This is a genomic window from Pseudoalteromonas sp. BSi20480, from assembly GCF_000241365.1.
Classification (GTDB): domain Bacteria; phylum Pseudomonadota; class Gammaproteobacteria; order Enterobacterales; family Alteromonadaceae; genus Pseudoalteromonas; species Pseudoalteromonas marina.
In genome coordinates, this window is record NZ_BADX01000022.1 from 47,344 (window position 1) to 69,354 (window position 22,011).

Annotated in this window: 20 protein-coding genes and 1 pseudogene; 14 read left to right on the forward strand and 7 right to left on the reverse strand. The window is 40.2% G+C overall.

What is annotated here, in order from left to right; genetic code table 11:
* Positions 1-17: 17 nt before the first annotated feature.
* From P20480_RS15290 to galE, 4 genes are read right to left on the reverse strand one after another with little or no spacing between them, the layout of a single operon-like run.
* Complete coding sequence (locus P20480_RS15290) at positions 18-1,019, reverse strand: Gfo/Idh/MocA family protein (RefSeq protein WP_008127064.1); 1,002 nt, start codon at positions 1,017-1,019, stop codon at positions 18-20.
* A gap of 14 nt (positions 1,020-1,033) precedes the next feature.
* Positions 1,034-2,182, reverse strand: a complete 1,149-nt coding sequence (gene galK / locus P20480_RS15285) for a galactokinase (RefSeq protein ID WP_006791295.1) — start codon at positions 2,180-2,182, stop codon at positions 1,034-1,036.
* On the reverse strand, positions 2,172-3,236 hold the full coding sequence (locus tag P20480_RS15280; RefSeq protein WP_008127066.1) for a UDP-glucose--hexose-1-phosphate uridylyltransferase: 1,065 nt from the start codon (positions 3,234-3,236) through the stop codon (positions 2,172-2,174). The genes galK and P20480_RS15280 overlap by 11 nt, the downstream gene beginning before the upstream one ends.
* A gap of 1 nt (position 3,237) precedes the next feature.
* The gene (gene galE / locus P20480_RS15275) at positions 3,238-4,251 is read right to left on the reverse strand and encodes a UDP-glucose 4-epimerase GalE (protein WP_008127068.1); all 1,014 of its coding nucleotides are present in this window, start codon (positions 4,249-4,251) and stop codon (positions 3,238-3,240) included.
* Positions 4,252-4,502: 251 nt separating this feature from the next.
* On the opposite strand from galE, the gene P20480_RS15270 reads away from it, so the two are divergent.
* Complete coding sequence (locus P20480_RS15270) at positions 4,503-5,312, forward strand: SDR family NAD(P)-dependent oxidoreductase (protein ID WP_008127070.1); 810 nt, start codon at positions 4,503-4,505, stop codon at positions 5,310-5,312.
* 130 nt (positions 5,313-5,442) lie between these two features.
* Here P20480_RS15270 and P20480_RS15265 read toward each other — a convergent pair whose 3' ends face one another.
* The gene (locus P20480_RS15265) at positions 5,443-5,685 is read right to left on the reverse strand and encodes an HP1242/YdcH family protein (RefSeq protein ID WP_008127072.1); all 243 of its coding nucleotides are present in this window, start codon (positions 5,683-5,685) and stop codon (positions 5,443-5,445) included.
* Positions 5,686-5,928: 243 nt separating this feature from the next.
* Between P20480_RS15265 and P20480_RS15260 the strand changes: the two genes are divergently transcribed.
* The 8 genes from P20480_RS15260 to speD all read left to right on the forward strand — a co-directional run bounded on the left by P20480_RS15260 (position 5,929) and on the right by speD (position 13,771).
* Complete coding sequence (locus P20480_RS15260) at positions 5,929-6,510, forward strand: anthranilate synthase component II (RefSeq protein ID WP_010557686.1); 582 nt, start codon at positions 5,929-5,931, stop codon at positions 6,508-6,510.
* Positions 6,511-6,556: 46 nt separating this feature from the next.
* Positions 6,557-7,720: an HDOD domain-containing protein gene (locus tag P20480_RS15255; RefSeq protein ID WP_008127075.1), complete on the forward strand. Its 1,164-nt coding sequence runs from the start codon at positions 6,557-6,559 to the stop codon at positions 7,718-7,720.
* Positions 7,721-8,097: 377 nt separating this feature from the next.
* Positions 8,098-9,303 (forward strand): aspartate aminotransferase family protein, encoded by a 1,206-nt coding sequence (locus P20480_RS15250; protein WP_006791288.1) that lies wholly within the window; start codon positions 8,098-8,100, stop codon positions 9,301-9,303.
* A gap of 85 nt (positions 9,304-9,388) precedes the next feature.
* On the forward strand, positions 9,389-10,405 hold the full coding sequence (gene astA / locus P20480_RS15245; RefSeq protein ID WP_008127077.1) for an arginine N-succinyltransferase: 1,017 nt from the start codon (positions 9,389-9,391) through the stop codon (positions 10,403-10,405).
* Positions 10,406-10,420: 15 nt separating this feature from the next.
* Positions 10,421-11,890: a succinylglutamate-semialdehyde dehydrogenase gene (gene astD / locus P20480_RS15240; protein ID WP_008127079.1), complete on the forward strand. Its 1,470-nt coding sequence runs from the start codon at positions 10,421-10,423 to the stop codon at positions 11,888-11,890.
* 129 nt (positions 11,891-12,019) lie between these two features.
* Complete coding sequence (locus P20480_RS15235) at positions 12,020-12,367, forward strand: DUF3802 family protein (RefSeq protein ID WP_006791285.1); 348 nt, start codon at positions 12,020-12,022, stop codon at positions 12,365-12,367.
* Between the two features lie 89 nt (positions 12,368-12,456).
* Positions 12,457-12,870, forward strand: a complete 414-nt coding sequence (locus tag P20480_RS15230; RefSeq protein WP_006791284.1) for an OsmC family protein — start codon at positions 12,457-12,459, stop codon at positions 12,868-12,870.
* Positions 12,871-12,958: 88 nt separating this feature from the next.
* Positions 12,959-13,771, forward strand: a complete 813-nt coding sequence (speD, locus tag P20480_RS15225; protein ID WP_006791283.1) for an adenosylmethionine decarboxylase — start codon at positions 12,959-12,961, stop codon at positions 13,769-13,771.
* 95 nt (positions 13,772-13,866) lie between these two features.
* On the opposite strand, the gene P20480_RS15220 is transcribed toward speD, so the two are convergent.
* A complete protein-coding gene (locus tag P20480_RS15220) occupies positions 13,867-15,210 on the reverse strand; it encodes a M24 family metallopeptidase (RefSeq protein ID WP_033024970.1) in 1,344 nt (447 codons plus the stop codon).
* Between the two features lie 127 nt (positions 15,211-15,337).
* Positions 15,338-16,620 (reverse strand): annotated as a pseudogene (locus tag P20480_RS17585) (aromatic amino acid transport family protein).
* 370 nt (positions 16,621-16,990) lie between these two features.
* Between P20480_RS17585 and P20480_RS15215 the strand changes: the two are divergent.
* The 5 genes from P20480_RS15215 to P20480_RS17590 all read left to right on the forward strand — a co-directional run.
* Positions 16,991-17,779, forward strand: coding sequence for a trypsin-like serine protease (locus tag P20480_RS15215; protein WP_033024977.1), 789 nt, complete (start codon positions 16,991-16,993; stop codon positions 17,777-17,779).
* A gap of 95 nt (positions 17,780-17,874) precedes the next feature.
* Positions 17,875-18,273, forward strand: coding sequence for a hypothetical protein (locus P20480_RS15210; protein ID WP_008127096.1), 399 nt, complete (start codon positions 17,875-17,877; stop codon positions 18,271-18,273).
* A 105-nt stretch (positions 18,274-18,378) separates the two neighbouring features.
* Positions 18,379-18,741, forward strand: coding sequence for a DUF7674 family protein (locus tag P20480_RS15205; RefSeq protein ID WP_008127097.1), 363 nt, complete (start codon positions 18,379-18,381; stop codon positions 18,739-18,741).
* Positions 18,742-18,910: 169 nt separating this feature from the next.
* Positions 18,911-19,708, forward strand: coding sequence for an alpha/beta fold hydrolase (locus P20480_RS15200; protein WP_033024979.1), 798 nt, complete (start codon positions 18,911-18,913; stop codon positions 19,706-19,708).
* Positions 19,709-20,332: 624 nt separating this feature from the next.
* Positions 20,333-22,011: P-loop NTPase fold protein (locus P20480_RS17590; RefSeq protein WP_138922277.1), on the forward strand; the 1,679-nt coding region annotated here is incomplete at its 3' end.

The following is a 22,011-nucleotide window of genomic DNA, read 5'->3' on the forward strand; positions in this document are numbered from 1 at the left end:
TGTTGCGTGTATTTTTATTAATTTATGTCATGAGATTCGACAGTCGCGCTATATTCAATCTGCCATTGGGCTCTTAGGCTATCCATCATCGTCATAACCCGTAAGCTTGTACTCAGTGGTAATACAGAGCTTTGTATTTGTTTATTTAGTATGCACTCAGTAACGTGATCAATTTCAAATTTAAAGTTTTCATCATCACTAAATGGGTAGTCAAAATGTTGAATAGCTTGCCCATTAATATGAAGCTCAAGACCTTTTGCACCTACAAACCAAGGTATGCGTATAAAGCCATGTTCACCGGTAATACATGCTTCGGTTGGACCGTTTTGCTCAAGTGCGCTGCTAAGTTGTGCGAACTGTCCATTACCATAATCGAGCATGGTAATATTTCGCGCATCTACACCTGTATCTGTCTTATGCACAAATGAGCTGATTTTTTCAGGGGATTTATTAAAAACCACATCAGCAATCGATAGCGGGTAAATCCCTAAATCAAGCAAAGCGCCACCGGCTGTATTTGGGTTCATTAAGCGGTGGGTGTTGGCAAAGGTGCCGGGTAAACTAAAGTTGGCCTGCACGGTATGTACTTTGCCAATAACTGCTTCGCTTAGTAGCTGCTCTAATTTTATAATGGCGGGTAAAAAGCGCATCCACACTCCTTCCATTAAAAAACAATTTTTTTGCTCGGCCAGTGCGGTTAAGTTTTTTAATTGCTGTGCATTAACGGTAATAGGTTTTTCACTTAGTACGTGCTTATTATGCATCAAGCATTGGGCGATGCTTTGAAAGTGTTGGTCGTGAGTGTTTGCAATGTAAATAGCATCAATGTTTGGGCATTGCATAAGGGCTTGGTAGCTCTCATAGCCTTTAATTGAATAATGTGTGGCAAACTCGTTTGCGCGCTGCTCACTAGTTGAGGCTGCGCCAATAAGCTGAGCATCAGCGCAATGCGCAATGCTTTTAGCAAAGGTGTGAGCAATATTGCCACACCCAATAATACCCCAGTTAACCTTTGCCATATTAATACCTACTTTTAAAAAGACGTTATTTGTAACCCTGAACCTGCTGAGCACACATAAATATCTGCGTATAAGTTAAAGCGTTCAAAGTAATGTTTTTCAACGGCGGCTTTAATTAGCGGTACTTCTGCATCGCGGCATAAACACACTATTGCTCCCCCAAAACCACCACCGGTCATGCGCACTGCGCCGCGCTCACCCATGGCTTCTTTACAAATTTCTACTAAGCCATCCGTTGCGGGTACCGTTACTTCAAAGTCGTGTTTAAGTGATTGGTGCGATGCAGCCATCAATTCACGAAGTTGCTCCATATCATTGGCTTGCAATGCTGTAGTTGCGGCGATAACGCGGTCGTTTTCGCTAATTACATGGTGCGCACGTTTGTATTCGTTATTGCTAAGTTGTGCTTTAACAGCATCTAGCTTAGCCATAGTTGCTTGGCGAAGTGTTTTAACTCCCATTTTTTCAGCAGCTTGTTCGCAATCAATACGGCGTTGATTGTATTCGCTGTCTACTAATTTACGTGGGTAGTTAGAGTTTACAATAACAATATTCAAGTCATCAGGCACTTTCACAGACTTAGTTGCCAAATTTTCGCAATCTATTAGTAATGCGTGGCCGTTTTCGCCTTTTGCCGAAATGAGCTGATCCATAATGCCACACTGGCAATGCATAAAGTCGTTTTCAGCTTCTTGGCCTAGTAGTGCAATTTTTTCTTCGCTTAAACCAAGCTGTGCAATATGGTTGAACATACCACCCACAGCCACTTCTAATGCTGCCGATGATGATAAACCACTACCTTGCGGTAAGTTACTATCAATAAGTAAATCAGCACCGCGTAAGGTGTGGCCTGCGCGTTTTAATACGAATGCAACGGCGCGAATATAATTTCCCCATTGCGATTGACCTTCGCTAATCGGTTCGTCAACGTTAAAGCTGTCTTGCTCGCCTGGGTAATTGAGTGACTGCACGGTAATCGTATTATCGTCGCGCTCTTTAAACATCACTTGGGTACGAAACTCTAATGAGCATGGAAATACAAAGCCGTCGTTGTAGTCAGTAAACTCACCGATTAGGTTTACACGTCCTGGTGCAGCTGCAATACCCTGAGCAGGGGCACCGTACAGTGATAAAAAGTGGTGTTGAAATTCATTAAGCTTCATCTGTGTGTCCTGCTGTATTTTTATAGTGTGTGGTGCTTGCTGCTTTTAAAATAGACGCGGCTGTTTCTGCGCTTAAATCGCGCTGACTTTCGCCTAACATTTCGTAGCCAACCATATGTTTTTTAACGGTGGCAGAGCGAAGTAGTGGCGGATAAAAATGTGCATGTAAGCGCCAGTGTTGCTCATCAGAGCCACGATTTGCTGGTGCATTATGCCACCCCATAGAATACGGGAAGCTGCAGTTAAATACGTTGTCGTATTTAGTGGTTAATACTTTTAATGCCTGAGCGAGTGAATCGGTTTGTACATCACTAAGCTGACTAAAGCTTTGAATGTTGTCTTTAGTTACAAGCAGTGTTTCAAAAGGCCATGCCGCCCAAAAAGGCACCACAACAAGCCAGTGTTCATTCTCAAATACGACACGGGTTTTATCGACTTGTTCTTTTTTTACATAGTCGGCAAGCATAGCAGTGCCGTGTTTATCAAAATAAGCACGCTGCTGAGTATCTTCGGCTTCTATTTCAGTAGATAGGTGCGAATGCGCCCATACTTGGCCATGCGGATGGGGCTGCGAGCACCCCATGATCTCGCCTTTGTTTTCAAATACCTGAACACACTCGTATTGCTGTGCAAGCTCGGTATAGTTGTCTTTCCACGTTTTTACTACGGCATGCAGGGCATCGTGCTCAAGCTCTGGTAATGTTTTGTTATGTTCTGGCGAAAAACAAATTACGCGGCATTCGCCGCTTGCTTCATCAGCAATAAATAAATCGCTATCTGACTCTACGCTTTGTGATTGTTCGCTGGCATTGGGCGTTAGTGCGCCAAAGTCATTTTTAAAAACATGGGTGTATTTGTAATCTGGGTTGCTGTCGCCATTTGCTCGTGTATTGCTTGGGCAAAGCGGGCAGCTTTCGTCATGCTTTGGCAATACTGTTTCGTTAACGGCTTCGGTTGCGCCTAACCATGGGCGGTTATTACGATGCGGTGAAACTAATACCCAGCGCCCCGTTAGCGGGTTTTTACGTCTGTGAGTACTTTCTAATAAAGCCATATTAACTCTCCAACCCACTTGGGTAATTAGTTTGCCAGCGCCATGTATCGGTGGTCATGTCGCTCAATGTTAGTTCTGCGTTCCAGTTAAGGGTAGTTTGCGCTTTTGTGGCATCAGCGTAATTGCAGGCAATATCACCTGCTCGGCGCGGTGCACTTTTATACGGAATAGCTTTACCTGCTGATGCGCTAAATGCGTTGATCATATCAAGCACTGAATAACCTTGGCCTGTGCCTAAGTTGTATGCATGAAAGGCGGTGTCTGATTTATGTTGCATAAATGCCGCTACATGGCCTTTAGCTAAATCTAAAACGTGAATGTAATCGCGCACGCCAGTACCATCTTCGGTATCGTAGTCGTCACCAAAAATATTAACGACCTCACGTTTACCTACCGCAGTTTGAGCAATAAATGGCATTAAATTATTTGGAATACCATTTGGGCTTTCGCCCAATAAACCACTTGGGTGTGCGCCTACTGGGTTAAAGTAACGCAGTGCTATGCCCATAAAGTTGCTGTTGGCATTACATACATCTTGCATGGCTTGTTCTACCATGACTTTAGTCCAACCATAAGGATTGGTTGCGCGTATTGGGTGCTTTTCATCAATAGGCAGGTAGTCTGGCTCGCCATAAACAGTGGCCGATGAGCTGAAAATTATATGATTAACACCTTCATCTTGCATGTTTTGTAGCATGCTTAATGTGCCCGATACATTGTTTTGGTAGTAACGTAGTGGTTGCTCGGTCGATTCACCTACCGCTTTTAATGCTGCAAAATGAAATACAGCCTCAGCATGAGTTTGCTTAAGCGCAAGCTTAAACTGCTGCTCGTCTTGAATATCACCTAAAATAAATTCAAAACGTGTACCTGTAATTTTTTCGAGTTGATCAAGTACACGAGGGCTCGCATTAGATAAGTTATCGTAAATTACAGGTGTAATGCCTGCTTCATGTAATGCAATACATGTGTGGCTACCTATGTAACCCATGCCGCCAGTCACTAAAACTTTCATGTGTTTTCTCGAAAATATATTTATATGATAAATACTACTATTAAGGAAGTTTAAAAACAATAGTTATGAATTGTTCAAAATTCAAATAAATGATTAAAAAACATTCACTGCTATCGTCGTCACTTTATTAATATTTTCTATAAACTGATTCAACAACGGTCTAATTATCATTCAAAGGTGGCAATGCTATTATTTCACAATCGTAATTCGTTAAATGTGTAAGCGCTGTATTACATAACATGGAGCTAGGTATGAACAAAAAAATTTTAATCACAGGTGCAACAGATGGCATTGGGTTTGAAACGGCTAAAATGCTGCTAGCGCAAGGTCATACCGTTCTTCTTCACGGGCGTAATGCGCAAAAGCTCAATAAAGTACACACTTTACTCAGTAACGATTATCCGCAAGCAAGCACACAAACTTACGTGGCCGATTTGAGTGAAATGGCGCAAGTGCATAATCTGGCTAAACAAATTACAGCCGACCATAAACACCTAGATGTACTTATTAATAATGCAGGTGTGTTTAAGCTCGACAACCCTGAAACTGCAGATGGTCTTGATGCACGATTTGCAGTAAACACATTAGCGCCTTATTTATTAACAACTTTACTATTACCGCTTTTTGATACCCAAGGGCGAATTGTTAATGTGTCGTCAGCGGCGCAAGCAACAGTCAACCTAGATGCACTGATTGGGCAAAGCTTTTTGTCAGATAACGCAGCATACGCACAAAGCAAATTGGCAATTACAATGTGGTCGCGTCATATGGGTTTAAAACTTAAGGGTAATGGTCCATTGGTGGTATCGGTTAACCCTAAGTCACTACTAGGCAGCAAAATGGTTAAAGACGCATACGGCCTTAATGGCGGCGATTTAAAGTTAGGTGCCGATATATTTTGCCGCGCTGCACTAAGCGATGAGTTTAGTAATTCAACAGGGCTTTACTTTGATAATGACGCTGAGTGCTTTTCAGCCCCTCATGCAGATGCATTGAATGACGCTAAAAATCAACAGCTAATAGATGCACTCGATTTAAAATTATTACAGCTAGCAATATAGCTAACGCAATTTGAGCGTTGGTTATAGAGTGTATTACCTAGTTATACACCGTATAAAGTTTCATTGAAGACAAACAAAGAGTTCACCACTTTAAAATGGCGAACTCTTTTTTGTTTTTGGAATTTTATATTTATTGTGCGCTCATTAAACGCTGATACAACCAATCTTTTAATTCAGAACGGTCGTGTTTTAGCTGGTGCATTTGCTCATCGCTAATAGGCGCACCGTCCAATTCTAATATTCTTATTTCTTTATCTAGTTTATTGTACTGCTCGGCTTTTTCTGCAAAGTCAGCATCACTTTTGTTCAACGTATTTATCGTGTTTATGTGCTCAGGAAAGTCGTTTGTTAATGAATGGTCTTCGCCTAACATAGTCGCTCCTTAGTAAAAAATAAGCTTACACAAAATAAGCTGTCACTTAATGAGCTTGGGTTTAAATAAGGGGAATTCAACCACTCGCATCAAAAATTTAATAGGGTAAGTAAGTGTTACGTCATGCTAAAGAGGGAATTACTATTTATCTAGCTGCAAATCACTGACACTCATAACGGCTTGGGTTAGAATGCAACACGCCTAAATACTCCCGATAACTATCTTTATTGAGTACTTAATTACATGCTTTTGATGATCGATAATTACGATTCGTTTACCTATAACTTAGTGCAGTACTTTCAGCGATTGGATCAAGACGTATTAGTAAAACGTAATGACGAGTTGAGCATTGCGCAAATTAAACAACTTAATCCGGAGCATATAGTTATCTCTCCGGGTCCTTGCTCACCGAATGAAGCTGGTATATCGTTAAGTGTAGTTGAACACCTAAAAGGCCAATTTCCTATATTAGGGATTTGCTTGGGACATCAAACGATTGCTCAAGCGTTAGGCGGGGATGTAGTGCGCGCTAAAAAAGTAATGCATGGTAAAACATCTCCCATAACACACACCAATAAAGGTGTTTTTAAAGGATTAGCTAATCCGTTAACGGTTTGTCGTTACCACTCGCTGGTGGTTAAAGCGCAGTCGTTGCCCAACGAACTTGAAATAACAGCGTGGACACAAACACCGCAAGGTGAGTTTGACGAAATAATGGGCATGCAACACAAAGAGTTAGCAATTGAAGGGGTGCAGTTTCACCCGGAAGCTATTTTAACCGAGCAGGGATTAACGCTGCTTGATAACTTTTTAACTCGCTTCTAGTCTAATAACACTGAACGTATTCAATAATTACTATTTAACGAGCATTATGACTGAACTTGCACAACAACAGCGTACAGCAAAAATACTTGATCAACGGGCACACGATTTGCTGTTGGGTCATAGTTTTGCGCATCAGCAAATTGGGTTTATTCATACCTTAGATATTGATTACGGCGAGCCTATGAAGCAGCGTACCTTGTTGCAGGTTGAAGTGTCAGCGCAACAAAAGCGTAAGCAAACAAGTACCGCTCATCATAAGTACCGTGCACAAGCCAGCGAACAGCTTCATAAAGTAATTGAAACAGCTATATTTAAACAGCTCGAAGATATGGACGCAGTGATTCAAACAACAATAGGGATTGAAGACAGCGTTGCCACTATTTTAGATATATTAGCTGTAAAGTCGGCCTCAGTTGGCCGTTTAGAGCCGTTAGTAAACGATTTAAGCTGGCTAGGGCGCGAATTGGTCACGTTGGTTAACCTCCCGTATTACCGAAACCAGCGTAGTAAAAAAAATACCGCGGTAAAAGTAGACAGCCCCGCACTTGCTCTGCGTTACATAGGGCTTGATAACTTACAGTTAGTGATTCCCACATTTGCAGTTCGCCATTGGATGCCCCATAGTACCGAGCCTTTTTCGTTACTAAAACGTAGGCTCAGAGACAGCGCAATGGCCAACGCCATTGCCGCGCAAAAAATTGCAGAAATAAACGACGTAAATGAGATACACGCATTTACCTTGGGTATGTTATTAGATGTAGGGCGTATTACGTTAGTACGTTTGTACTTAAAAACCTTTGAGCAGGTTTGGCAACGAAAAGTACAAATAGCACGTCAAGAAAACCAAAAAGACCTCCACACAGCATTATTAGAGCTAAAGCCCGACCCTTTATTTTTAACTACACTGCTGTGCAATAAGTCAATTCAGGTCAGTGCGCGAGTCATCGACAAAATGGCCTTTAAATATTTGCCATTTAAAGGCGTGATGGAACAGTTACAAAATGGCGTAAATAAAGGCGATAGTGCCTTACCGTTAACGCAGGTCATTTTAAAAGCGCGGTGTTACTCCCAGTACTTAATTTTAAAAGAACACCAACTAATTGAGCCCGACGAAACCGCAGCGTGGTTTTCGTATTTTCAGTTCACTAAAACGGAACTAAAAACCCTTCAAACAAGCAATTTTACCAATCTTGCTATTCAAATTGACTAAAAAATTAAATTTTTTGTTAATTTTTTTACGACTATTCATTCATTCCTACTGATTCATCCGTAAAGTTATTTAGTGGTAAAAGCCTATGCAAGTCACTACTGATGCGGTTAGTTGATAAAAAATAAATGTGTTTCGGTATGCAAATAGTTATTCACTATCTATGAAATAATATCTTAAGCCCTTTATTTTCAAGGGTTACATGAAAGTTTTTAACGAGACAGCTACCACTAATTCTGAAATAATGGGCGTCTGAAAATTGAACCACAAAGCAATTTTTTGTACCCAACAGACACCTGAACGTACTCAAAAGCTTGGTTAATATTTTTAATCAAACACTTATTTATGCTTTGTGTAGATCACAATTAAGAGGAAATAAAATGACAGTCAATCGCGAATTATTTGATCACGTAATGGTTCCTAACTACGCACCTTCAAGCGTAATTCCTGTTCGAGGCGAAGGCTCTCGCGTATGGGATCAACAAGGCAAAGAGTTTATCGACTTTGCTGGTGGTATTGCTGTTAACTGTCTTGGCCACTGTCACCCTGCTTTAGTAGGTGCATTAAAAGAACAGGGCGAAAAAATTTGGCATTTATCAAATGTTATGACTAATGAGCCGGCGCTTCGCCTCGCTAAAAAAATGGTTGATGCCACTTTTGGTGAAAAAGTTTACTTTGCTAACTCTGGCGCAGAAGCAAACGAAGCCGCACTTAAATTAGCGCGTCGTTTTGCACTTGATAAGTTTGGCCCAGAAAAATCACAAATTATTGCATTTAACAAAGGTTTCCACGGTCGTACATTCTTTACTGTAACTGTTGGTGGCCAAGCGGCATACTCAGATGGTTTTGGTCCTAAGCCGGGTGACATCGTACATTGTGATTACAACGATCTAGCCGCGTTTGAAGCGCTAATTAGCGACCAAACATGTGCCGTAATGATGGAACCACTGCAAGGTGAGGGCGGTATTGTTTCACCAACTGACGAGTTTGCTCAGCAAGTTCGCGATTTATGTACTAAACACAATGCGCTACTTATTTTTGATGAAGTGCAAACAGGTGTTGGCCGTACAGGTGACTTGTACGCATACCAAGGTTTAAATGTAGTACCTGATATTTTAACTTCAGCAAAAGCATTAGGTGGCGGTTTCCCAATTGGCGCAATGTTGACTACAACAGATATTGCACAGCATCTAAAAGTAGGTACTCATGGTTCTACTTACGGCGGTAACCCGCTTGCGTGTGCTGTTGCCGAAGCCGCATTTGATACTGTTAACACACCCGACGTACTTGCTGGTGTAAAAGAAAAAGCAGCTTTATTTAACGAACTCCTTGCAGCGGTAAACGAAAAATACAACGTATTTAGCGAAATTCGCGGTAAAGGTTTGTTAATTGGTGCTGTTGTGAATGAGCAATACAAAGGCCGTGCTAAAGAATTTTTAGTAGCCGGTACTGAACAAGGTCTAATGTCATTAGTGGCAGGTGCTGACGTTGTTCGTTTTACACCGTCTCTTGTTATCCCAGAAGCGGATATTCGCGAAGGTATGGCACGTTTTGAAAAAGCAGTTGCAAGCGTAGTAAACGCATAAGCTGTTTTAGCCAATCTACCGAGGGCAAGCATTGTTTGCCCTACGAATTTTATTTACCGTTATTTATAAGGGAGCAAGCGGACTCATGATGATCCTTCGCCCAATCCAGCAAAATGATTATTCAGCATTACTGACAATCGCCCACGAATCGGGCCATGGTTTTACATCTTTGCCTTTAAACGAAGAGCTATTACAAAAGAAGATTGACCATTCAGTAAGCTCATTTGCTAAACACACGTCACAACCCGGTGACGAAGGCTACTTGTTTGTTCTTGAAGATAGCGAAACAGGTGAAGTAGTAGGTACCTCGGCTATAGAAGCCGCTGTGGGCCTAGATGATGCGTTTTATCATTACCATTTAAGTAAAGTGATTCACTCTTCGCGCACACTAGATGTTTACAAAGCGGTTGATATTTTAACGCTATGTAACGACTACACTGGCGCAACAGAGCTGTGCACCTTGTTTTTGAAAGACGGCTATCGCAAAAACTGTAACGGCAAACTGCTGTCTAAAGCACGCTTTATGTTTATTAAACAACACCAAGCACGCTTTGCAGAAACCGTTATTGCAGAAATGCGCGGTGTGTCTGATGAAAACGGCAATAGCCCGTTTTGGAAGTGGTTAGAAGAACACTTTTTCTCAATGGACTTCCCAACAGCAGATTACTTAACGGGTATTGGCCAAAAAGTATTTATTGCTGAACTGATGCCTAAATACCCAATTTACGTCAATTTATTGAGTAAAGATGCGCAAGCGGTAATCGGTCAAGTTCACAACAATACTCGCCCGGCGATTGAATTATTAAAAAGCGAAGGCTTCACGTTTAACGGCTACGTTGATATTTTTGACGCAGGTCCAACAGTTGAAGCAAAAGTAGATAATATTGCTACAGTACGTAACTCACACGACTTTATTGTTGAAATTGGAGAGCAAACGGGCGACACCATGGTGTTATTAGCAAACGACAAGCTCGAAAACTTTAGAGCGACCGTTGCATCAATGAGTTTCGACGAACGCGCTAAAACCGTTGTTTTATCACGACAAGTAGCCGACGCCCTGCAATTACAAACGGGCGATACTGTTAGCGCAACCCCAGTTTAATTTAGGAGAAAGTATATGGCTCATCCTGCACAATTTATTAATGGTCAATGGTCACAAGGCCAAGGCTCAGAATTTAACTCAGTAAACCCAGCAAATAACGATGTTATTTGGCAAGCATCATCAGCCACTGCAGAGCAAGTTGATGCAGCTGTTGGCGCTGCGCGTGAAGCGTTTTACGCATGGGCTGATAAAAGCTTTACTGAGCGTTTAGAAATAGTAAAAGCATTCGCAGCACAATTAAAAGAAAACAGTGAAGAGCTTGCAATCACTATTGCACAAGAAACAGGTAAGCCATTATGGGAAACACGCACTGAAGCGGGTGCGATGGTTGGTAAAATTGCCATTTCAGAAAAAGCATTTTTAGAGCGCACGGGCGATGTTGAAAATGCAATGCCATTGGGCCGCGCGATGATTCGCCACAAGCCACACGGTGTTGTAGCAGTATTTGGCCCGTATAATTTTCCGGGCCACTTACCAAACGGCCATATTGTGCCAGCGCTACTAGCGGGTAATACGGTTGTATTTAAACCGTCTGAACTAACACCAAAAGTGGCTGAGCTTACCCTTAAATTGTGGGAAAAAGCGGGTTTACCAGCAGGCGTTATTAACCTTGTTCAAGGTGAAGTTGAAACGGGCAAAGCCCTTGCTGCTCATAAAGGCATTGATGGCTTGTTCTTTACCGGCTCATCGCGCACAGGTCATATTTTACATGAACAGTTTGCAGGCCAGCCGGGTAAAATTTTAGCTCTCGAAATGGGCGGTAATAATCCGCTTATTATTACTGACGTTGAAGATACTAAAGCCGTTGTACACGATATTGTGCAATCAGCATTTATTTCAAGCGGTCAGCGTTGTACCTGTGCTCGTAAGTTATTTTTACCAACAGGTAGTAAAGGCGATGCAATATTAGAGCGCCTAATTACTGCAACTAAAGCCATTAAAGTAGGCAACTACGACGATGAAGATCAGCCATTTATGGGCTCTATGATCTCATCAGCGGCAGCAGAAGGTATGGTTAAAGCACAAAGCGAGCTTGTTGAGCTTGGCGGTAAGGTGCTTGTAGAACTAGAGCACACAGCAAATACAGGCTTTGTAACACCAGGTATTATTGAGTGTTCAGCAATTGGCGACTTCCCAGACGAAGAGCATTTTGGCCCACTTTTAAAAGTGTTCCGCTTTGACGACTTTGACAGCGCAATTGATAAAGCAAACGACACAAGCTTTGGTTTATCTGCTGGTTTACTTAGCGATAATGAAGCCGATTACGACCACTTTTTACGTCGTATTCGTGCCGGTATTGTTAACTGGAACCGCCCAATTACGGGTGCATCTAGCGCTGCACCATTTGGTGGTATTGGCGCATCAGGCAATCACAGAGCAAGCGCGTACTACGCAGCTGACTACTGTGCATACCCTGTAGCTTCAGTAGAGCTTGAAAAAGTAGCCATGCCAGCAACATTAAGCCCAGGCTTAAAAATAGATTAAGTTAATAATACTTAATTAGTATAAAAGCAGCTTCGGCTGCTTTTTTTGTATGCTTAAATCACAAAGCTAGCAATCAACCGCGCTTTCTGCTTAAATCAGCGTAAGTAATATTATTAGGTGGTAAATATCATGGTTTTAGATAGGCAAGGGTACGATGATTTAATCATGTATCTAACTCAAAATTTAGCATTGTTTGAGAAGCCAGGTGTGATAAAACCAGGCGCTCCAACGGTAATGGAACTCATAGAAGATGTTATTGCCGAAAACGTCATGCTAATTTGTGAACAGCACACAAACCTTAACACAGAGCAACGCAGCTTAATTGTGCGTGAGGTTGATGGCATTGTTTACGACTTACAAGAAGTGCTTAGCAGCATTACGTCACAGCCTGTTACGGTTGAACAACATGAGTTTATTGACGAATTTGCAAGCTTAATTAAAAACCTCTTCGACAGCGCTGTTTCGCAGCAGTATTAATCCCCAATTTATAGCGCCGCGTATCGCATTTCGTTTGCAACTGCGGCCAACTTGCTTACAATCAAGAAAAATATTTTTGAGATAAAAACATGCAAGCAAATGTAAAATGGGTTGATGGCGACACATTCGTAGGTCGTTCTAATTCTAATCACAACGTTGTATTTGATACCGGTAGCGACAGTGCTGCACCTAGCCCAATGGAAATGGTATTGATGTCGGTTGGCTGTTGTTCATCGGTTGATGTTGTGGGTATTTTAAAAAAAGCCAAACAAGACTTTTCAGACGTTCAAGTACAATTAAGTGCCGAACGCGCCGAAACTGCTCCTCGCGTATTTACTAAAATCAATTTACATTTTGTTGTTACAGGCAAAAATGTGTCTGAAAAGCACCTTGCACGCGCTGTTTCTTTGTCTGCTGAAAAGTATTGCTCGGTAGCTTTAATGCTTGATAAAACAGTAGAAATTACTCATAGCCATGAAGTTGTGCAAGAACAGGTAAAATAACGCTTTTTCCATAAGGAAAATTCGTATAAAATCCGCGAACTTTTCATTCTGCAGGTGCAGATTTCACTAATTTATAGGTTGGTTTATTATGAACAAACCCTTCGATAAACTTAAACTTCATGGCTTTAACAATTTAACCAAAAGTTTAAGCTTTAGTATTTACGATATTTGCTACGCAAAAACCGAGCAACAACGTAAAGAATATATTGAATATATCGATGAGCAGTACAGTGCAGATAGACTAACCGACATTTTAGGTGAAGTTGTTGATATTATTGGTGCCAATATTTTAAATGTTGCACGCCAAGATTATGAACCACAGGGCGCCAGTGTAACTATTTTGGTTTCGGAAGAGCCTGTAGAAGAGCAGCAAAATTACGATGCTGACGAAGCACCAGGCCCATTACCTGACTCAGTGGTTGCGCACCTAGATAAAAGCCATATTTGTGTACACACATACCCAGAAGCTCACCCTGATGATGGTATTTGTACATTCCGTGCTGATATTGAAGTATCTACGTGTGGTATTATTTCGCCGCTTAAAGCATTAAACTTCTTAATTCATAGTTTAGAGTCTGACGTGGTAACAATTGACTACCGTGTACGTGGTTTTACTCGCGACGTAAACGGCGTTAAGCATTATATTGACCACGCTATTAACTCAATTCAAAACTTCATGACAGACGATACCAAAGAAGCGTACCAAATGATGGACGTAAACGTGTATCAAGAAAACCTGTTCCATACCAAAATGATGTTAAAAGAAACCGACCTGAACACATACTTGTTTGGTCTTTCTACAACTGATTTATCGGATGATGAAGAAGAAGAAATTCGCTCTAAGCTAAACCGTGAAATGCAAGAAATATTCTATGGTCGTAACCTGCCAGAAACAGAATAATAGTCACGTTAGTTAAATAAAAACGGCGCTCATTGAGCGCCGTTTTTGTATGCGTTAATAAATATACCTATAAATCACTTACATCAGAGTTTAGGTTATTTAACAAGTAACAACTCGGTTTGTCGGCCGTTTAAGTACCACACGCCGGTTTTATCAAAAATAGCGTCTTCTTCTAACATTATGCGTATTTCTTTATTCCATGGTTTTATAAACACCGCATTGTTAAGCTCAATAGAGTAAGCGGTATTTAAATGCAGTGGGTAGTCGCCATCGCCGGATACACCCTGTTGTGAATCCCACATACCCAGTGTGGTACCCGCAGCATGACCATGATAGCCAAGCGGGTGCGTATAAATAGTGGGTTTTAAACCTTGGGCAATGGCTTTTTCGCGAGCGGCTTTTAATACCTGATTACCCGTTTTACCTTCGCTAAATTCAGCGGTAAAAATGTCTTGGAGTTTATTGCCCTTTTTAAGCGCATCAACAAGGTAAGCGGGCGCAATGGTTTCGCCAGGCTTTAAAACATAAGCATGTTGTTGGGTGTCGGTATTTAAGCGTAAGTACGTAATACCAAAATCGACATGCAGTAAGTCACCCGCTTGAATAACGTTATCGGCGTAACCATTAGTAAAGCTGTCTTCGTGGTCGAACGATTTGCTGTCGGCGCGTTGTATTGCAATACTTGGGTGAAACCATGTTTGCAGTTTTAGCTCTTTTACGCGCTCTCTAAACCACCACACTAAATCGTCGCTGGTTGTTTTGCCCACCGTTATTACTTTGCTTGAAAAACCCTCGGCAATAATAGCGTGCGCAATAGCAACAATGTGTTTATACATGTCTATTTCTTGGGGGATACGCTGCTCTAACCAGGCAACTGCCAGCGGCTCGGCCGATATTATTTTATTTTTATAAGCGCTAGGTAAGTTGGCCATTAAGGTATTGTAATCGCCTAGCACTAAGCCGTCGGCATGACCCCAATCGGTAGACGTATTGAGTGCAATGTTATCTGGGTTGTAGCGTTCAATAATATCGTTCAGTGCTTGCCACTGGTTTGGCTGCGCCTTTTTGTCCCAGCCTTTTGTAAATACGTTACCTATTTTATAGGGCGCAATGGCGTAAGCATCCACATTGCCTTGTTCATTTAAGGCAAAGAGCAAAATGGTGGTACGCCTTGCCGATAACCAGGTTGCTGGCAGCATTGTTTTTAATATGGGATCTTCGTTGTATTCGCGGCTAATAAGCAGCCACATATCGATGTTGTGTTGCTTCATTAAGCTGGGCATTAATGTGTTTACCCTAAGCTCGGTTATATTATCTATAAACGCAGCGCGTTCTTTCATCGATAAAATAGCAGGCACGCCATCGGCTTTAGCTAAGGGGCTTAAAATAAGCGTGGTAAGTAAGCTCACGCAAAGTAGGAGGTGTTTTGTAAGGTGCATAATTGTTTTATTTTTAGGCTAGTTAATTTATAACATGCCTTAATGGCAGCCATAAAAAAACATTTTGAGATAAACAGCACACAAAAAAGCCCAGCTAACTCGCTGGGCTTTAGCATGAATAGGGATATTATTTAATCATGCTGTAAATAAGTGCAAATACCGCAAGCGCACCTACCGCTAACACAAACAAAGTACTTAAACGGTTACGATACTTATGCAGAGCCGGTACTTTATAAACTGCAATCATAGGCATGATAAATAATATCATTGCAATAATAGGGCCCGACAGCTGATCCATCATATCGAGTATGCTTGGGTTTTTAACTGCACAAAACCAAATTGCAAAAAACATAATAACTACGCCAATTTTATCTACCGTTTTAGCACCAAGCTGTGTTTGCTTAGTCACCAAACCTGTAAAGCTTTCGCGGGCTCCTAAAAAGTGACCTAAAAACGACGACGTAATGGCAATAAAGGCAACTAAAGGTCCAAGCGTCGCAATAAACGAGTTATGGGTAATGTTAGCAAGGTACGATAAAACCGAGACGTTATCGGCTTTTGCTTGTGCCATCTGCTCACCTGTTAGCGACAGCACGCACGAAAATACAAACAGCAATACAAACACAATTAACAGTAAGCTTGTGCGCTTTAAAATGGCTTCTGATTTGCGTGTAGCAAGGTCGTCATAGTGTTCGCGTTGTACATGCACAAAGCTTGAAATAGCCGCTGCATGGCTAAACGAAAACACAATAATAGGAATAGATAACCACAGCGTTTTACCAAAGCTGCCCACTTCAGGTAGGCTCATGTTGGGCATTTGCCAGCTAGGTATTAAATACAGGGATAAAAAAACAAAATACCCACAAGCGGATACACCAAAATAGAAAACGCGCGCAGCATTAGGCGCTCGCCACCCATCATTAGGCTTATCATACCGGCTACCAAAACACCCGAAAGCACTACGCGAGGCGGCGATTCCATGCCCAGCTGGTTTACCATAAAGCTGTCTACCGTGTTGGTTAAGCCTACACCGTAAATAAGCAAAATAGGGAATATAGATAAAAAGTATAACAATGAGATTAATCGCCCAGCATTAACGCCAAAGTGTTCTTCAACTACATCGGTAAAATCGGCATGCTTATTTTTAGACGATAATACAAAGCGTGCTAAACCACGGTGGGCTAAAAAGGTCATCGGAAACGCTAAACACGCCATAATAATCAGCGGCCAAAAACCGCCAATACCAATGTTAATAGGTAAAAATAAAATACCCGCACCAACGGCGGTACCAAAAAGGCTTAAGGTCCACTGCGTATCGTGCAGGTTCCATTTAGATTTTGCGTTTGAATTTGCACTTGAATGCGTGTGTGTTGATGCATTTGAATGCGTTGCATCTAAAGGTGTTGTCATGTGTGTGTGCCGTCCATTATTTATAATAATAACCGCGCCGAAGGATATAGTTTTTGGCCCACTTTTTCATGTTTTTAGCGCCCTAGAGCCGCAATTAACTGCGTTAAAATAGCCCCCAAGTGTCATGAATACGAAACAGCGGTGTAAAAGTAAACAAAGCCAGCACAAGGTGTTTAAAAATGTAGTAATGACACGTTTTACTATTCTCTACACGGTAAAGTAACTCGCTAAAATATAATATTTATAATTGGCAAACACTTACACGGTTTGTTATTAATAGGTGTTCATAAAATAAGGATGTTTTCATCTGGAAGTAATGAAAATGTTTTTTGTTAAAATGTTATCTACTCAATTTATACTGTGGAGTGATATGAAACTTTTCATTTTTATAGCATTGGCCTTTTACTGCATCGGTTCCTATGCAGTGGTCATGAGACATGATGTTCCAATAGACAGTTATCGTGTTGAAAAAATACCAGAATATATTGTCGATATGCCACAGGAAGGCCATGGAGTCCTTATTGCTGAAAAATGGGTAGTCACAGTAGCGCATACTATCTTTCACGACTATGCAGGGTCTAAGCTAAACGTCGGTTCGAAACAATATGAAATTGAAAAAGTATATATCCATCCGGAATATGTAAAACCTAGCAACAATATACTTAGTGGCGACTTAGCGCCGCTTATGCAAGTTTTGGAATCAAGCAGTGATATTGCTTTAATAAAACTATCCAGCCCTGTTTTAGACATTAAGCCAATTTCAATTTATTCAAAATCTGACGAAAAAGGCAAAGTCATAACTGTATTCGGTAAAGGTGCTATGGGAAATGGATTATCAGGTGAAAATTTAGATACTAAATATTTATATCAGCCAAATAAATTTCAAAATGTTGTAGAAAGCGCAAATGGCAAATGGCTGACATTCAAATTTGACTCACCGCACAACGCGCTCCCTCTAGAAGGGATGCATGGTTCTGGAGATAGCGGGGGCGCCTCTATCATTTATCAAAGCGGTGAGCCCTCCCTAGTGGGATTGTCTAGTTGGCAATTTGCAACTGGAGATATTTCGGCATTTAAAGGCGGTTTATATGGTACAACTGCTTATCAAACTAGAATATCTAGTTACTACAATTGGATTACAGGTGTTGTGGGCCGCTAACAAACCAAAAAATAATAAATAATAGGGTTGTGCCTCTCTCTATGACTTACATCTATAACCCATAACAAGAAACACCCTAACTAAGGAATAAACCGATGATAAAGTATTTATTAATTTTATTGTTTTTAACACCTATTCAAGCATTTGCTGGAAAGTATGCAAATCAAGCTAATGAGAATCCATTTCATAATGGGGAGTTAAACGCAAAATATGAAGGAGAGGCAACAGCTTTAGGGGGAACAGTATTAGAACATATTACAGTAAACAATAATAACTTGTACTTGTTGGATTTAAAAACTCCATCTATCAACAATATTTGGGTAACGAGTTTTGTAAAAGCTCAAGGTAAAGAGGTAGTTGAGGTGGGTGATAATGTTATTTTTAAAGGTTATATTTCTACTGCCTCTAGTCTAGATGAAACTGAAGAGCTAGAAAATTCTATTCAATCTAAGACACTATTAATGGCGATATATGCTTTGAACAAAGGCAAGTAAAGCAAAATTGAAAGGCTTTCTGTGGCTTTAATATAAGTATCTGAAACCTTACCTAGCTTACATTTTACATCGGCATGTGAATGACTATGTATTAACAGGGAATATATGGCAGACCAAGAAATAAGACAATTTATTGAGGATATACAATCTAAGTTTCCAGATGTCATACCGTTAATGGATAAACACGAAGAATGTGAATTCGCTTTTCTTATGGAGGAGTTCGCAAATTTAACAACGTTTGCATTCAACGAAAATAAAAACGCTGATGCGCTTAAGTATTTGTCATATATGAATCTAAAACTAGAGACTGCAAGTCTTACCGAGTTTGATTACATAGATACCTATTATGTTGAGCACTTGTTTTGGAAAGCGACTCCCATCGGAATTGAAATGGGTTGGCCACTTGTTCCCGATAAACTAAAAAAGCTGTACTTAAATTTTCATGGGCAAGCGCCTCAAATACGTTGAGTATTGGTAAAGGTTGTTCTTATTTGTTTTGATTTAAAAATTAAAACATGTTCCGAAAAGTTGTTAAGTAGGCGCTATTGTTCTGAACTTAATGAGAGATTTTTATTAAACTCCGTTATACTTCTTACAATTGAATATGCCAAATGAAGTAAATAGGCCGCTAACAGCAATGAGCACAGACATTCTTTTTCATACTATTTTTCCGCACGAAACCAGTCAAACATGGGTTGTATTTGTCCATGGCGCTGGAGGAAGTTCGGCAATCTGGTTTCGTCAGCTCAAAGCTTATAAAAAAGAATACAATGTATTGTTGCTCGATCTTCGTGGTCACGGTAAATCAAATAACTTAGTACAAAATTTTGTTGATAATAATTATTCGTTTAATAACGTCTCTAAAGATATTATTGATGTGTTAGACCATAACAATATCACCAGCGCACACTTTGTTGGTATTTCATTGGGCACAATACTCATTCGCAATATTGCAGAAATTGCGCCGCAATATGTTTCTAGCATGGTGCTAGGTGGCGCGGTAACCCGCTTTAATACTCGCAGTAATACATTGGTTTATTTAGGTAATACGTTTAAACACTTCTTGCCTTATATGTGGCTGTATCGCTTATTTGCTTTTATTATGATGCCGAAAAAGCGCCATAAAGAATCTCGGCTTTTGTTTGTTCGTGAAGCAAAACGTTTGTGCCAAAAGGAGTTTATAAAATGGTTTAAATTAGCCATGGATGTAAACCCTTTAATGCAGTATTTCAAAGAAAAAGACATCGATATTCCCATTCTTTACATTATGGGTAAAGAAGATCATATGTTCCTTGGCCCTGTTAAAGAAATGGTAAAGCGCCATAAAAACAGCGTACTGCAAACTATTCACCAATGTGGCCATGTTTGTAATGTAGAACGCCCTGACTTATTCAACCAGCACTCGCTTGCTTTTATCGCCCAGCAAAATCGCTAAGGGTTGTAGAGGGGATAGCTCTTTTCTTTACTTTCCCCCTAAACTCAAAACAAGACCTGTCCTGAAAGAATGCCGAAAGAATAAAACTTCATTTTTATATTAAAACGTAGGTTAGGTAGAGCGAAGCGAAACCCAACATGTCATAGCGCCATGTGATTAATGAAGCCAAGAGACGGTTTTATTTATTAAACAGCTTATCCAATAATGTTCAATTGATATACACTGGCAAGGTAACGTATTGATAAGGATATTAAGTTGTCGCAAGTTAAAACACTCCCCATTACAGCCACGCGCTGGCTTTCTCTTTTATTGTGCGCAATTACCGCTGCAACAATTACCGTATTTTTAAGTAAAGTCGGTTTTGTACAAAAGGCATATTCAAGCTTGGGCGCTATTTTAAATGCTAATCCGGTTTTGCATTACAGCAGCGCACTTTTAGCCGGTATTGGCATAAAGCTGCTGCTTGATAAGTTTTATATATCGCACCCTAGACGCGGTATTGGGTTTAACTGGCGATATCCGCCGGTGACAATTGCTGTATTAGTGTCATTACTTCTGACTGCTTTGTACGTAATAAATACAGTATCAAAACTTGATGAAGCTACGTTATACGCACGAAGTTTTATGAGCTTAAAATACCTAGCACTTACGTTTATTGCCATGCTAATAACCGTCATTTATCAAACAAAGCTTTATATCAAAAAGCCGATATTTACTGTTGTATTGGTTGCTCTTAGTGCAGCCTTTATCATTTTAGCAGTCAACCTAGCTGATATAGTCCCTGCTTTTGACGTTTTCATTTATCTAGCTGTTGGCTATTTTATATTGGCAGCTTACTTATTATTTGATGAATATAGACAAAGTAAACAGCCAAGCATCATTACTGAAAAAGAAGATGTAACTATTCAGGTAAATCCAGAGCTGAATAGTTTAAAAGATTTTCAAAAATGGTTTGCTGATGATCGGCCTATTGTTCATAAAAGTGATTTAGAGCCAGACCTACAAGTTTATGCAGATCGAATTTATAACCGTTTATTTAAAGGTGGTGATGAATATCAACAGCAACCTTTAGCGCAACATATTGCTTTATGTGGCTCATTTGGCTGTGGTAAAAGTAGTATTGTTAACGCTGTTGCTAATGATTTAGAAGCAGTCTCTAAAAAAAGTGGAGTGTGGATACATAGCGATATATCAACGTGGGGCGCTGCAAGTGGCAGTGTTGGCCATATTGTACTGAGCAATATTATTGATGATATAAGCCAACATATTGATATGTGTGCTTTTCGTGCCTTACCTAGACATTATACCGAAGCGCTTAAATCAGGGGGGAGCGTATTTCAATTCGCTTCAACATTACTTGCTGGCCCAATTGATATTGAGGGAAGTTTTCAAAAGCTTAATGATGTTCTTGGCACAACAAACCATAAATTACTTATTACCTTACAAGATGTTGATCGCGGAACAGGCGATGAAAACGAAAAACGTTTAAATGATATAGCCGCGCTGCTGGATAGATTGAAAAATCGAGATTTGAGTCATATCAATTTTATCGTTGCAATGGGAAATGAAAATGAGGTTGCTGCTGAAGTGATTTCAAAAGCGACTGATTATAGAGAGGATATACTCCGAGCCGATTTGTCAGCGGTAATAAATTCCTTTATTCAAGTAAGCCTTAAAGAGGCATTGCACCATAATAAAGTTATTATTTTATCTAATAACATGCCTAAAGTGGTACTGAACCCTAATAGAATAGAAGATAGCTATTCGGTACATGTATTTTGCAAGCGCTCGGAATTTATAGAAGCTTTGATAAAGAGAAATAACTTATTTATTAAGGAAGTTAATGCTCTAAAAGCAGTAATTGTTTCAATTAGGCAGCTTAAAAAAATATTAAGACGAGTTGATCAAGCGTGGGTCCCTGGTAATTTGATGGGTGAAGTGAACTTTTTATCCTTTTTAATGGCTTGTTCTTTAAGGGAAGTAAAGCCTACTTATTTTAGTGCATTTGAGAATAGCTATGATTATCTTGTGAAAGTAGGTTCAGGCAATGTTACACCTATAATTAAAGATGAAATGAAGATCGAGGATCCAATTTATTTTAAGTTTTTTGCAACAATGTTAGGGCTAATTACTAGAGATTATAAAGAATCAACTAATGATAAAGAGGCATTGAGTCAAGATGCCAGTAATTTTGAAGATGGAGATGAGTTAAATAAATTCCATTTAAGCTTTAATAAGGCTTTGATACCCACCCAGAGCTTAGGTGTTAGTGATCCTAATGCTAACTACCTGCAAAAAATTAT

Coding starts and splice junctions, on each gene's coding strand:
- P20480_RS15290 (WP_008127064.1), bottom strand. CDS start 1,019: ATGGCAAAGGTTAACTGGGGTATTATTGGGTGTGGCAATATTGCTCAC.
- galK (WP_006791295.1), bottom strand. CDS start 2,182: ATGAAGCTTAATGAATTTCAACACCACTTTTTATCACTGTACGGTGCC.
- P20480_RS15280 (WP_008127066.1), bottom strand. CDS start 3,236: ATGGCTTTATTAGAAAGTACTCACAGACGTAAAAACCCGCTAACGGGG.
- galE (WP_008127068.1), bottom strand. CDS start 4,251: ATGAAAGTTTTAGTGACTGGCGGCATGGGTTACATAGGTAGCCACACA.
- P20480_RS15270 (WP_008127070.1), top strand. CDS start 4,503: ATGAACAAAAAAATTTTAATCACAGGTGCAACAGATGGCATTGGGTTT.
- P20480_RS15265 (WP_008127072.1), bottom strand. CDS start 5,685: ATGTTAGGCGAAGACCATTCATTAACAAACGACTTTCCTGAGCACATA.
- P20480_RS15260 (WP_010557686.1), top strand. CDS start 5,929: ATGCTTTTGATGATCGATAATTACGATTCGTTTACCTATAACTTAGTG.
- P20480_RS15255 (WP_008127075.1), top strand. CDS start 6,557: ATGACTGAACTTGCACAACAACAGCGTACAGCAAAAATACTTGATCAA.
- P20480_RS15250 (WP_006791288.1), top strand. CDS start 8,098: ATGACAGTCAATCGCGAATTATTTGATCACGTAATGGTTCCTAACTAC.
- astA (WP_008127077.1), top strand. CDS start 9,389: ATGATGATCCTTCGCCCAATCCAGCAAAATGATTATTCAGCATTACTG.
- astD (WP_008127079.1), top strand. CDS start 10,421: ATGGCTCATCCTGCACAATTTATTAATGGTCAATGGTCACAAGGCCAA.
- P20480_RS15235 (WP_006791285.1), top strand. CDS start 12,020: ATGGTTTTAGATAGGCAAGGGTACGATGATTTAATCATGTATCTAACT.
- P20480_RS15230 (WP_006791284.1), top strand. CDS start 12,457: ATGCAAGCAAATGTAAAATGGGTTGATGGCGACACATTCGTAGGTCGT.
- speD (WP_006791283.1), top strand. CDS start 12,959: ATGAACAAACCCTTCGATAAACTTAAACTTCATGGCTTTAACAATTTA.
- P20480_RS15220 (WP_033024970.1), bottom strand. CDS start 15,210: ATGCACCTTACAAAACACCTCCTACTTTGCGTGAGCTTACTTACCACG.
- P20480_RS15215 (WP_033024977.1), top strand. CDS start 16,991: ATGAAACTTTTCATTTTTATAGCATTGGCCTTTTACTGCATCGGTTCC.
- P20480_RS15210 (WP_008127096.1), top strand. CDS start 17,875: ATGATAAAGTATTTATTAATTTTATTGTTTTTAACACCTATTCAAGCA.
- P20480_RS15205 (WP_008127097.1), top strand. CDS start 18,379: ATGGCAGACCAAGAAATAAGACAATTTATTGAGGATATACAATCTAAG.
- P20480_RS15200 (WP_033024979.1), top strand. CDS start 18,911: ATGAGCACAGACATTCTTTTTCATACTATTTTTCCGCACGAAACCAGT.